The organism is Streptococcus mitis (assembly GCF_946188685.1).
Classification (GTDB): Bacteria; Bacillota; Bacilli; order Lactobacillales; family Streptococcaceae; genus Streptococcus; species Streptococcus mitis_CC.
In genome coordinates this window covers 37,853-51,091 of the sequence record NZ_CAMHWH010000008.1, presented here as the reverse complement: position 1 = coordinate 51,091, position 13,239 = coordinate 37,853, and the positions used below count along the sequence as shown (strand labels likewise).

Sequence of the window (13,239 nt, the reverse complement as noted above, 5' to 3'; positions counted from 1 at the left end):
AGATGAGAAATGTAAGAGTTGCAGCCATTCAGATGCAATGTGCCAAGGATGTGGCAACAAATATTCAAACAGCAGAGCGTTTAGTACGTCAGGCTGCAGAACAAGGCGCACAAATTATTCTTTTACCCGAATTGTTTGAACGTCCATACTTTTGTCAGGAACGTCAGTATGACTACTACCAGCATGCCCAGTCGGTGACAGACAATACAGCCATTCAGCATTTTAAAACCATTGCTAAGGAACTACAGGTCGTTTTACCGATCAGTTTCTATGAAAAAGATGGTAATGTCTTATATAACTCTATTGCCGTTATTGATGCAGATGGGGAAGTGCTGGGCGTTTATCGGAAAACCCACATACCAGATGATCATTATTATCAAGAAAAGTTTTATTTCACACCCGGTAACACAGGTTTCAAGGTCTGGGATACTCGCTATGCCAAGATTGGGATCGGTATCTGTTGGGATCAATGGTTCCCTGAAACAGCGCGCTGTCTTGCGTTAAATGGTGCTGAATTGCTCTTTTATCCTACAGCCATCGGTTCAGAGCCGATTTTGGATACAGATAGTTGTGGTCATTGGCAACGTACCATGCAAGGACACGCAGCAGCAAATATTGTCCCAGTTATTGCTGCCAATCGCTATGGCTTGGAAGAAGTCACTCCTAGTGAGGAAAATGGTGGACAGAGTTCCAGTCTTGACTTCTACGGTTCATCCTTTATGACGGATGAAACCGGAGCTATTCTAGAGCGAGCTGAAAGACAAGCTGAAGCTGTTCTGTTAGCTACTTATGACCTAGACAAGGGAGCAAGCGAACGCCTAAACTGGGGCTTGTTTCGAGATAGAAGACCCGAAATGTATCAACGCATTACGGACTAGTAGGAGAGAAATGAGAGATTCATTCTGCTAGATTAACTTCTTATTAGCAACTATAAGGTACTAGGTCATCTAACAAGTGGATTTTATATTTTAACCCTCAAAGGCTTTCTTGCGCTTTTATGCGAGGAGCTTTTCTGTTTAAGCTTTATCAATAAAACATGCTATAATAGTTGCAGAAAGGTTGGTATTTATGGCTAGGATATTGGTTATTGAAGACAATAGTGACATTCAAGAGATTTTACGAGCACTTCTTACTGAGGAGCATGAGGTGGTTCAAGCCTTTTCTGGTACAGAAGGAATCATGCGTTTTGACCAAGGTGGGATTGACCTCGTTTTGCTAGATATCATGCTTCCTGGGAAAAATGGGGATCAGGTTTTAAAAGCTATCAGGGAACAAAGTCAAATTCCAGTCATTATGCTAACGGCTCTGAGCGATAAAAAGTTAATCAGTCAATATCTCTTAGACGGTGCCAATGATTACATAGTCAAACCTTTTGATTTGGACGAAGTCTTTGCCAGAGTTACTGTTCAATTACGCCAAAGTGCAGAAAAACAGCCTATGGAAATAGGAAACACTGAAAATCTGCCACAAAACTTGAAAAATATCCAGTTTGATGCCGAAAGTTTTGAAATCAAAAATAGTCAGGAAACGATTCGCCTTGCCAAGAAAGAATGCTTGATTCTCCAAACTCTCCTTAAATATCCAAAGAAAATTTTCACCAAGGAAGAACTTTATGAATTGGTCTGGGAGGATAGCTACCTACCTGGAGATAATACTCTCAATACGCATTTGAGTAATCTTCGTAAAAAATTAAACCAGCTTGACCCAAATCAAGAATATATTGAAACCATCTGGGGCGTTGGGGTAAGATTAAAAGGAGACAAGCAATGACCTACATGATAATTTTTGTTCTACTGGTACTCCTAATTATTTTATCGATTGCATTGATTCGCTACCATCTAGCACTTAAAAACTTGAGTCAACAGATTGAAGACAAGATTCTCACGGGTAGTATGAAAAGAGTCGGAGTCAACATTTTTTCCAAACATTTTTTACATCTCTACCAGCAAATTGAAAATCTATTTCAAGAAGTGGAACAATCTCGATTGGTGATGAAAAGGGAAAAACAGACTCTGGATATGGCCATCAGCAATATCGCTCATGATATTCGGACGCCTTTGACTATCGCTTCAGGCTACACCCAACAATTGATAAAAACTCCTGAAAACAAAGCAGAAACCTTACAAAAAATAGCCCAGCATCTTGATTTAGTTTCCAAACGTTTGGAGGCTCTCCTAGAATACCGTCGTTTGATGGAAGGGGCTGTCAAACCGAAACTGGAAGAAGTGGATCTTTCAGCTTTTATCACCAAAAAGACTCTAGCTTATTATGATGTTTTTCAGGCGGCAAATATCATGCTTGATTTTAAGGTTGAAGCTGGTTTGAAAATAAGGACTGATGAAGATTTGCTGGATCGAATTCTACAAAATTTGCTTGGAAATGTCCTCAAACATGGCAAGGAAGAAGCGCGGCTATCTTTGAGAAAGGAACAGGAACAGCTTGTCTTAGAGATTGCAAACCTTGTCAAACAGCCTATCAAAAGAATAGAAAAGCTCAGCAACCGTTTTTATTCTGAAAATCTATCAGATACTGAAGAATCCTCTGGTTTAGGACTTTATATCACTGAGGAATTATGCCATCTTCTCGGTGCAGAGATGAAACTAAGCACAGATGGGCAATGGTTATCAGTTTTTATTTACTTTTAACAAAAAGAAACCTCCTCTGTAGGCTAGAGGAGGTCATTTTTTATAAACTTTTCTTTTTGAAAACTGCCAGTCCACTTAGATTAAAGATTACAATAACAGCTAAGGTAACTATAAGTGTATAGAAAATGGATTCACTATTAGCAGTCATAGCATAGGAAAAATGCAAGGACAAATATGGTAAAAATTTGATATTTGGAAAAATGATCATTGGCATAGAAAGGATGATAGAGCTAATCAGATAACCAATAAATACGGCAAGATAAGAATGAGTCAGGTAGAGAATAAAGGAAATAATCGAAAGCCAAGCGAGAAGGCAGAGAAATTGAAGGAAAATCATTAAGAGGAGATTAGTAACAAAACCATCAGGTATCGTACCAAGTCCGTTTAGTAGAGTTGAGGGAACAAAAGCAATCACAAGGCTGGCGATGAGTTGTAAGAGAGCGATACTTGCTAGAACAAAGGATTTAGCAAGGAAAAACTCTGTACGAGAAACGCCAACTGTCAAACTATTTTTATAAAGCTTGCCGATTAAATCGACCCCAAGAACTAAACACACTAGAATAATGCAGAGAAAAACGAGGTTTGAATCATTGCTAGACGCATTGATAAGAGCTTCTATCCCATTCCAACCATGGGTTCGAGTTTCTGGAGGTGTTGTCTGAACTGCCATTAAATGTCCTGTAGCCCCGATAGTGGCACCCAGTAGCAAGAGTACAAAGAGAATGAACTCTGTAATCCAGAATCCTTTGGAACGGAAAAGACGGTAAAAGTCTGCTTGAATGGTATGTATCATGATTTTTCTCCTATTCGACCAATTGAGTGAAGTATTCTTCTAGGTTTTGACGGGCATAGTAAATCTCGTCAATGGCAACATCTGCCAAGGTTAATTCCTTAAGAATCTGTTTGACATCTTGTTCCTGACCAAAGATGTGGATTTCATTCTCAGGATTGACAACCTTGAACTGGAGCTGGATTTGTTCTTTCAATACTTGACAAGCTTTCTCTTGGTCAGCTGTCTTAAGCACAATATAATCCTCACTTAGTGTTTCAAATTCAGCTTTGCTGATTTCACGGATAATCTTGCCTTGATCTAAAATACCAAAACGATTTGCTACGAGGTAGAGTTCTGACAAGATATGGCTAGAAATGAGAATGGTGATCCCTTTTTCTTGATTGAGCCGTTGAATCATCAGACGAAATTCTTTGATACCAATTGGGTCGAGACCGTTGATAGGTTCATCTAAGATCAGGAAGTCTGGTTTGGATAGGAGGGCAATGGCGATGCCAAGTCTTTGCTTCATTCCAAGAGAGAAATCTCGAAAGACTTTTTTACCTGTATCTGACAAGCCTACATAGTCCAGCGTTTCTCGAATGACTTGATCGGCATTTGGAATATGACGAATCATACAGTAATATTTCAGGTTTTGATAGGCTGTTAAGTGATTATGAGCTACAGGTGATTCGATAACTGAACCTACTCGAGATAGAGACTTGGTCCACTCATTTTCCATTTGGCTAGAAAAGAGGGAAACAGTTCCTTTATCCGCAAAGAGTAGTTGCGTAATGATTTTTATTAAGGTAGTCTTCCCAGCTCCGTTCTTCCCGATAAGTCCATAAATATCTCCCTCTCTTATCGTTAGATGAAGATCCTGAAGAATAGCTTGTTTGGCAAAGTTTTTGGACAATCCATGAATGTCGAGTACTGTTTTCATGATTCTCTCCTTTTGATTTATTTTGTTAACTTTAGTATAAAGTATAGAAATCAAAGAAAGCTCAAGCATTTCTAAAGAGTTTCTAAAGTTTTAGGAATTCTTAAATATCAAAACCCAGTTGATATGAACTGGGCTTCTTAATTATAAAATATATTTCTCAATCGCACGCGCAACACCGTCTTCTTCGTTGCTGGCTGTAACGGCATCCGCAAGGGATTTGACATAATCGCTGGCATTTCCCATTGCAATGCCAAGTCCTGCAAACTGGAGCATTTCGATATCATTATTAGCATCGCCCATGGCCATAATTTCTGAGGAATCAATCTTCAAAATCTCAGCTAGTCGTGAAAGAGCAGTAGCCTTTGTCGTTCCAAGTGGCATAGCTTCATAAATGACAGGCTGCGAACGAACTCCACTAAAACGTTGGCAAAGCTCTTCAGAAAAACGCTCTTCAAAATCATCTGTTTGCTCTTTTGTACCCAAAAACATACCTTGGAACATACGGTACTTGCCACTAGTCGCTTCCTCAAGGGAAATTTCAGTCAGGTCTGAAAAGACCAGCTTGGCATCATTTTGAACAATTTCATTAGGCTTACCACCGAGGACAAAATAATGCTCCTCATCAAAGAGAGTCAACTGAACATCACTTTTTTCAGCTAGGTCATAGAGGTATTCGATGTCTGCTGGACTAAGTTCTTGCCAGTCAACTAGTCCCCAGTCACTTGTCTGGTGAGTTGAACAACCGTTGTTAACAATCACATACTCATTCTGGAGGTCAAGCCCCAGTTTTTTGTAGTAGGGGAGGACGCCGAAAAGGGGACGACCTGTACAGAGAACCAGTTTGACACCTTTTTCAATAGCTTGGTGAATAGCAGTAATATGAGCTTGTGGGATTTCCTTGGCTTCATTGAGGAGGGTTCCGTCCATATCCAAGGCTAGTAGTTTAATCATAAGACTTCCTTCTTTATCTTTTGGTATTATTATAGCATATTTTGGAGAAGAAATTGATAGGAAGCTTGGGGCTAATTGATTTTACAGTTTAAGATGTTTTGATAACAATTCATGATTTGAAGAGGATATTTCGAAAAGATATGCTATACTAAACTTGTTATACAGTTAATATTCAATAATCTAGTCAAGGAAAACAGAGAATTTAATATGAAAAAACGGATTATTCAGATTTTACTAGCATTGTCCTTAATTTTTTACAAATCAACATGGTTTTGGGGGCTTTTCAATCACCTCGCAAAGCCTTATCTACCAGCAAGTCGTGAATTTTTTCAGATTCTGCTTTTGATGGAGAGTGGAGTTCTTTTATTAGCGGTCATCTATCTACTAGTTTTTGCAGGAAAGAAGACTTTTCATTTCAAGTGGCAGTTGAGGTACTTTATCTACCTTTTACTGGGCTACATCATTTTGTATATGTCGGACTTCCTCTTGTCTTATTTCATACCCTCGTCTTCAAATCAAATTTCTTTGAATGAAACGATAGAAATGATGGGGAGACAGGAATTACCCTATTTTTTGCTCATAGTTTGCTTCATCGGCCCTATTGCTGAGGAATTGATTTATCGCGGTGTGCTTATGACAACCTTTTTCAAAAACTCACCTTGGTACGGAGATATCTTGCTTTCTGCTATTATTTTCGGTTATATTCATATCAATTTCGCTTTAACTCCTCTTGCTTTTTTCATTTATGCTAGTGGAGGTCTTATTTTGGCTCTATTGTATCGTATGACTAAAAATCTCTATTATCCAATACTAGTTCATATTTTCATTAATATCACTGCCTTCTGGAATGTGTGGTTACTCCTATTTTCAGGAAGTTAGCTTCTAAAACAATGTCGGAACTTTCCGGCATTTTCTTTTCAATAGATGAGCAAGAACTGATTATTTTCAGACTTGGGTGGCTAATCATGGTATAATAAAAGGTAATGAAAAATTCTAACGAGGCTGAGATGAAATTACTTTATACAGATATTCGGACTTCTTTGACAGAAATTCTAACTAGAGAGGCGGAAGAGCTAGTTGCTACTGGCAAGCGGGTCTTCTACATCGCCCCCAACTCTCTTTCTTTTGAAAAAGAACGCGCCGTGCTGGAATGCTTGTCCCAGCAGGCTTCTTTTGCGATTACCGTCACGCGCTTTACTCAAATGGCTCGTTACCTGATTTTGAATGATTTGCCTGCCAAGACCAGTCTTGATGATATCGGTCTTGGGATGGCCTTTTATAAGTGCCTTGAGGCACTCGATCCCAAGGATTTACGTGTTTATGGTGCGATTAAGCAGGATCCTCAGTTTATCCAGCAGTTGATTGATCTTTATCACGAGATGACGACTGCTCAAATGAGTTTTTTGGACTTGGAGAGTTTGACGGATGAGGACAAGAGAGCCGATTTACTCTTGATTTTTGAGAAAGTAACGGCCTATCTCAATCAAGGGCAATTGGCTCAGGGAAGTCAGTTGTCCCATTTGATTGAGGCTATCGAGAATAACAAGGTAAGTAGTGATTTTACTCAAATCGCCTTGGTTATTGATTTATTTACCCGTTTTTCTGCCGAAGAAGAGCGAATTGTGGACTTACTTCACGGCAAGGGTGTTGAGATTGTCATTGGAGCCTATGCTAGTAAGAAAGCCTATACTAGCCCTTTTAGTGAGGGTAATCTCTATCAAGCCAGTGTGGAGTTTCTCCATCATTTAGCCTCTAAATACCAAACTCCTGCTCTGGATTATTCTCAAACTCATGAGAAGATGGATAGTTTTGATAAGGCCTCTCGTTTGCTGGAGTCTTCTTATGACTTTTCAGAACTCGCTTTGGATGTCGATGAGAAAGACCGTGAAAACTTACAAATCTGGTCTTGCTTAACTCAAAAAGAAGAATTGGAGTTGGTAGCGCGTAGTATTCGTCAGAAATTGCATGTTAATCCAGACCTGAGTTACAAGCATTTTCGTATTCTCTTGGGGGATGTAGCTTCTTACCAATTATCGCTGAAAACCATTTTTGACCAGTATCAGATTCCTTTCTATCTTGGTAGAAGCGAATCCATGGCCCACCACCCTTTGACACAGTTTGTCGAGTCTATTTTGGCTTTAAAACGTTATCGTTTCCGTCAGGAAGATTTGATTAACCTCCTCAGAACGGGTTTATATACCGACCTTAGTCAGGCTGATATTGATTCTTTTGAGCAATATATCCGCTATCTTGGTATCAATGGCTTGCCAGCCTTTCAGCAAGCCTTCAACAAATCCCACCATGGAAAATTTGATTTAGATCGTTTAAATGCTCTTCGTCTGCGTATTTTAACACCTCTTGAAACTCTGTTTGCCAGCCGAAAACAAAAGGCTGAAAACCTCTTGCAAAAGTGGAATTCTTTTCTAAAAGAAGGAGCGGTGACTAATCAACTCCAAGATTTGACAGCCACTATGGAAGCTCTTGAACAAGAAAGACAAGCTGAAGTTTGGAAGGCTTTCTGTCATGTTTTAGAACAATTTGCGACTGTTTTTGCTGGTTCACAGGTTAGTCTAGAGGACTTCCTAGCCTTGCTCCATTCTGGAATGAGTTTGTCCCAATACCGTACCATTCCAGCAACAGTGAACACTGTTCTGGTGCAGAGTTACGATTTGATTGCCCATCTGACAGCTGACTTTGTCTACGCCATTGGATTGACTCAGGACAATTTACCAAAAATTGCGCAAAACACCAGTCTTTTGACAGACGAAGAAAGACAGAGCCTAAACCAAGCGACAGAAGATGGGGCGCAATTGCTGATTGCCAGCAGTGAAAATCTCAAGAAAAATCGCTATACTATACTTTCCTTGGTCAATTCTGCTCGTAAGCAGTTGGTCTTGTCGTCTCCAAGCCTTTTTAATGAAAGTGAAAGCAAAGAATCAGCCTATCTTCAAGAGCTAGTTCATTTTGGATTTAGGCGGAGAGAGAGGAGGATGAATCACAAAGGGCTGTCTAAGGAAGATATGGGGTCATATCACAGTCTTTTGTCCAGTCTGGTTGCCTATCACCAGCAGGGCGAGATGAGTGAGACTGAGCAAGATTTGACATTTATTAAGGTTCTGGCGCGTGTCATGGGTAAAAAACTAAACCAGCAAGGTTTGGAAAATCCAGCCCTCCCAACCAGTCCAAGCAGTAAGCCCTTGACCAAGGATACCTTGCAGGCTCTCTATCCAGCTGACAAGGAATTTTACCTCTCTACCTCTGGTTTGACGGAGTTTTATCGCAATGAATACAGTTATTTCCTCCGCTACGTTTTAGGCTTGCAGGAGGAATTACGTTTGCGTCCTGATGCCCGTAGTCACGGAAATTTCTTGCACCGCATTTTTGAACGTGCCTTGCAGTTGCCTGACGAAGATTCCTTTGACCAACGTTTGGAGCAGGCTATCCAAGAAACCAGTCAAGAACGGGAATTTGAAGCAATTTATCAAGAAAGTTTGGAAGCACAGTTTACCAAGGAAGTTCTGCTCGATGTAGCTCGCACGACTGGCCACATTCTCCGTCATAATCCAGCCATCGAAACCATTAAAGAAGAGGCAAATTTTGGTGGAAAAGAGCAGGCCTTTATTCAATTGGACAATGGACGCAGTGTCTTTGTACGAGGCAAGGTTGACCGCATTGACCGATTGAAAGCTGATGGAGCAATCGGAGTAGTAGATTACAAGTCCAGTCTAACTCAGTTCCAGTTTCCCCATTTCTTTAATGGACTCAATTCCCAGTTACCAACTTATCTAGCTGCCCTAAAAAGAGAAGGAGAGCAGAACTTTTTTGGTGCCATGTACTTGGAAATGGCTGAGCCAGTCCAATCTCTGATGGCCGTTAAAAGTCTGGCAGGTGCAGTAGTAGAAGCCAGCAAGTCTATGAAATACCAAGGACTCTTTTTAGAAAAAGAAAGTAGTCATTTGGGCGAATTTTACAACAAAAACAAGGCTAATCAGCTGACGGATGAGGAATTCCAGCTCCTACTGGACTACAATGCCCATCTTTACAAGAAAGCAGCAGAGAAGATTTTAGAAGGACAGTTCGCCATCAATCCATACACAGAGAATGGCAGAAGTATTGCCCCATACGTCCAGCAACACCAAGCCATCACAGGCTTTGAAGCCAATTACCACTTGGGCCAAGCCCGTTTCCTAGAGAAGTTAGACTTGGCTGACGGCAAGCGTCTGGTCGGAGAAAAACTTAAGCAAGCATGGTTTGAAAAAATAAGAGAGGAGTTGAATCGATGAATCCCATTCCCTTTTTAACTGAGAAGGAAATTCAAAAATTGCAAGAAGCAGAAGCGCATTCGAGCAAGGAACAAAAGAAAACTGCCGAACAAATCGAAGCCATCTACACTTCTGGTCAAAATATCCTTGTCTCAGCGTCTGCTGGTTCTGGTAAAACCTTTGTCATGGCCGAGCGTATTCTGGACCAATTGACGCATGGTGTCGAAATTTCTCAACTCTTTATCTCAACCTTTACCGTCAAGGCTGCGACTGAACTTAAGGAACGTTTGGAGAAAAAAATCAGCCAACAAATCCAAGAAACGGATGATGTCGAGTTCAAACAACACCTGGGTCGCCAGTTGGCAGACCTACCTAACGCAGCCATTGGAACCATGGATTCTTTCACACAAAAATTCCTTGGTAAACATGGCTATCTGATTGATATTGCGCCTAATTTCCGTATTTTACAAAACCAAAGCGAGCAACTCATTCTAAAAAACGAAGTCTTTCATGAGGTCTTTGAAGCCCATTACCAAGGCAAACAGAAAGAGAAGTTTAGTCATTTGCTGAAAAACTTTGCTGGACATGGCAAGGATGAACGTGGTCTGCGCCAGCAGGTCTATAAAATCTATGACTTTCTCCAATCTACCAGTAATCCTCAGAAATGGTTAAGTGAATCTTTTCTCAAAGGCTTTGAAAAAGCTGATTTTACCAGTGAAAAAGAAAAACTAACTGAGCAAATCAAACAAGCCCTTTGGGATTTGGAAAGCTTTTTCCGTTATCATCTGGATAACGATGCCAAGGAGTTTCCAAAGGCTACTTATTTAGAAAATGTTCAGTTAGTTCTGGATGAAATTGGCTCCTTAAATCAAGAGTCCGATAGTCAGGCTTATCAAGCAGTGCTTGCGCGTGTTGTCGCAATTTCAAAAGAGAAAAATGGTCGAGCTCTGACTAATGCCAGTCGTAAGGCTGATTTGAAACCGCTGGTCGATGCCTACAACGAAGAGAGAAAGACCCAGTTTGCTAAACTAGGACAACTGTCAGACCAGATAACCATTCTCGACTATCAAGAACGTTACCATGAAGACTCCTGGGAACTAGCTAAGACTTTCCAAACATTTATGAGCGATTTTGTGGAGGCTTATCGTGAACGTAAGCGCCAGGAAAACGCCTTTGAATTCGCTGATATCAGCCATTATACCATTGAGATTTTAGAGAATTTCCCGCAAGTTCGTGAGGCTTATCAGGAGCGCTTCCACGAAGTCATGGTCGATGAGTATCAGGATACCAATCACATTCAAGAACGGATGTTGGAATTGCTGTCTAATGGTCACAATCGCTTTATGGTGGGGGATATCAAGCAGTCCATCTATCGTTTTCGTCAGGCAGATCCGCAGATTTTCAATGAGAAATTCCAACGCTATGCGCAAAATCATCAAGAAGGCAAGTTGATTCTCCTCAAAGAAAATTTCCGTAGCAGTTCAGAAGTGCTGTCAGCAACCAATGATGTTTTTGCACGCCTCATGGACCAAGAAGCCGGAGAAATCAACTATGATAACATGCACCAGCTTGTTTTTGCCAATAGCAAACTGACTCCCAATCCAGAAAACAAGGCAGAAATTCTCCTCTACGATAAGGATGACACAAGTGAGGAAGAAGAGGGGCAGGCAGAAACGAAACTAACAGGCGAGATGCGCTTAGTTATCAAGGAGATTCTGAAACTCCATAAGGAACAAGGTGTTGCCTTTAAGGAAATTGCCCTTCTGACCTCCAGTCGCAGTCGTAATGACCAGATTCTCCTCGCCCTGTCTGAGTACGGAATTCCTGTCAAAACTGACGGAGAGCAAAACAATTATCTCCAATCTCTAGAAGTACAAGTTATGCTAGACACTCTTCGTGTCATTCACAATCCCCTGCAAGACTATGCCTTGGTTGCCCTTATGAAGTCTCCAATGTTTAGCTTTGATGAAGACGAGTTAGCACGTTTGTCCCTTCAGAAAGCAGAGGATAAAGTCCAAGAAAATCTCTATGAGAAACTGGTCAATGCTCAAAAACAGGCTAGCAGCCAGAAAAACTTGATTCACACAGCTCTAGAAAAGAAACTAAAGCAATTCATGGATATCTTGGCTTCTTGGCGCTTGTATGCCAAAACCCACTCCCTCTATGATTTGATTTGGAAGATTTATAACGACCGCTTTTATTATGATTATGTTGGGGCTTTGCCAAATGGTCCTGCTAGACAGGCCAATCTCTATGCCCTAGCACTGCGTGCTGATCAATTTGAAAAGAGTAATTTCAAGGGCTTGTCTCGTTTTATTCGTATGATTAATCAAGTTTTAGAAGCCCAGCATGATTTGGCAAGCGTGGCCGTCGCACCGCCAAAAGATGCAGTAGAGCTTATGACCATCCACAAGAGTAAAGGGCTGGAGTTTCCTTACGTCTTTATCCTCAATATGGATCAAGATTTCAATAAGCAAGACAGCATGTCAGAAGTCATCCTCAGCCGTAAAAACGGTCTAGGTGTCAAGTATATTGCCAAAATGGAGACTGGAGCAGTGGAAGATCACTATCCTAAAACCATCAAACTCTCCATTCCTAGCCTGACCTATAGACAGAACGAAGAAGAATTACAGCTGGCAAGCTATTCAGAGCAGATGCGTCTCCTCTACGTTGCCATGACGCGGGCTGAGAAAAAGCTCTATCTTGTCGGTAAGGGTTCTCGTGAAAAACTGGAAGTCAAGGAATACCCAGCAGCTAAAAATGGAAAACTAAACAGCAACACTAGACTTCAAGCAAGAAATTTCCAAGATTGGATTTGGGCTATCAGCAAAGTGTTTGCCAAAGACAATCTCAACTTTAGTTATCGTTTTGTTGGAGAAGATCAGTTGACCAGAGAAGCTATCGGAGAGTTGGAAAACAAGAGCCCTCTACAAGATAGCTCTCAAGCAGATAACCGTCAGTCAGAAACCATTAAAGAAGCTCTGGAAATGCTGAAAGAAGTGGAAGTTTACAATACTCTTCACCGCGCAGCCATTGAACTTCCTAGTGTTCAAACCCCAAGTCAAATCAAGAAATTCTACGAACCTGTTATGGATATGGAAGGTGTCGAGATTGCTAGTCAAGGCCAGGCAGTAGACAAGAAAATTAGCTTTGAGTTGCCAGATTTTTCAACCAAAGAAAAGGTAACAGGAGCTGAGATTGGTAGTGCTACCCACGAACTGATGCAGAGAATGGACCTCACTCAGCGACCAACGCTTGCTAGCCTGACAGAAACTCTCAAACAAGTTCAAACCAGTCCAGCTGTTAGAGACAAGATCAATCTTGCTAAAATTCTTGCATTCTTTGACACAGCACTCGGTCAGGAAATTCTCGCTCATACCGACCATCTCTACCGCGAGCAACCTTTCTCCATGCTCAAACGAGATCAAAAGAGTCAGGAAGACTTCGTTGTCCGTGGTATCTTGGATGGCTATCTACTTTACGAGGATAGAATCGTTCTGTTTGACTACAAGACAGACCGCTATGATGAGCCAAGTCAACTCATAGACCGCTATCGTGGTCAATTAGCCCTATACGGAGAGGCTTTATCACGAGCCTATTCGATTGAAAATATTGAAAAATACTTGATACTACTCGGTAAAGACGAGGTTCAAGTTGTAAAAGTATAAT

General features: G+C 41.0%; 9 protein-coding genes. 6 read left to right on the top strand and 3 right to left on the bottom strand.

The window, feature by feature from the left end; all coding sequences use genetic code 11:
• The first annotated feature begins 2 nt into the window (after positions 1-2).
• The 3 genes from aguB (at position 3) to N8N51_RS08015 (ending at position 2,645) form a co-directional block, all read left to right on the top strand.
• The gene (aguB, locus tag N8N51_RS08025; RefSeq protein ID WP_261033698.1) at positions 3-878 is read left to right on the top strand and encodes an N-carbamoylputrescine amidase; all 876 of its coding nucleotides are present in this window, start codon (positions 3-5) and stop codon (positions 876-878) included.
• 190 nt (positions 879-1,068) lie between these two features.
• The gene (locus tag N8N51_RS08020; RefSeq protein ID WP_261103988.1) at positions 1,069-1,770 is read left to right on the top strand and encodes a response regulator transcription factor; all 702 of its coding nucleotides are present in this window, start codon (positions 1,069-1,071) and stop codon (positions 1,768-1,770) included.
• On the top strand, positions 1,767-2,645 hold the full coding sequence (locus N8N51_RS08015) for a sensor histidine kinase (protein WP_261103987.1): 879 nt from the start codon (positions 1,767-1,769) through the stop codon (positions 2,643-2,645). The genes N8N51_RS08020 and N8N51_RS08015 overlap by 4 nt, the downstream gene beginning before the upstream one ends.
• A 40-nt stretch (positions 2,646-2,685) precedes the next feature.
• Here the strand turns inward: N8N51_RS08015 and N8N51_RS08010 are convergent, their stop codons facing one another.
• The 3 genes from N8N51_RS08010 to N8N51_RS08000 form a co-directional block, all read right to left on the bottom strand.
• The gene (locus N8N51_RS08010; RefSeq protein WP_084946507.1) at positions 2,686-3,438 is read right to left on the bottom strand and encodes an ABC-2 family transporter permease; all 753 of its coding nucleotides are present in this window, start codon (positions 3,436-3,438) and stop codon (positions 2,686-2,688) included.
• 10 nt (positions 3,439-3,448) lie between these two features.
• Positions 3,449-4,357, bottom strand: a complete 909-nt coding sequence (locus tag N8N51_RS08005; protein ID WP_261103986.1) for an ATP-binding cassette domain-containing protein — start codon at positions 4,355-4,357, stop codon at positions 3,449-3,451.
• A gap of 141 nt (positions 4,358-4,498) precedes the next feature.
• Positions 4,499-5,308 (bottom strand): Cof-type HAD-IIB family hydrolase, encoded by an 810-nt coding sequence (locus tag N8N51_RS08000; protein ID WP_261086346.1) that lies wholly within the window; start codon positions 5,306-5,308, stop codon positions 4,499-4,501.
• 207 nt (positions 5,309-5,515) lie between these two features.
• Between N8N51_RS08000 and N8N51_RS07995 the strand changes: the two genes are divergently transcribed.
• The 3 genes from N8N51_RS07995 (at position 5,516) to addA (ending at position 13,238) form a co-directional block, all read left to right on the top strand.
• Positions 5,516-6,187 carry a CPBP family intramembrane glutamic endopeptidase gene (locus N8N51_RS07995; protein ID WP_261033732.1) on the top strand — a complete coding sequence of 224 codons (672 nt, stop codon included), beginning with the start codon at positions 5,516-5,518 and terminating at the stop codon, positions 6,185-6,187.
• Between the two features lie 128 nt (positions 6,188-6,315).
• The gene (gene rexB / locus N8N51_RS07990; protein WP_261103984.1) at positions 6,316-9,591 is read left to right on the top strand and encodes an ATP-dependent nuclease subunit B; all 3,276 of its coding nucleotides are present in this window, start codon (positions 6,316-6,318) and stop codon (positions 9,589-9,591) included.
• Complete coding sequence (gene addA, locus N8N51_RS07985; RefSeq protein WP_261103983.1) at positions 9,588-13,238, top strand: helicase-exonuclease AddAB subunit AddA; 3,651 nt, start codon at positions 9,588-9,590, stop codon at positions 13,236-13,238. The genes rexB and addA overlap by 4 nt, the downstream gene beginning before the upstream one ends.
• Position 13,239 lies beyond the last annotated feature (1 nt).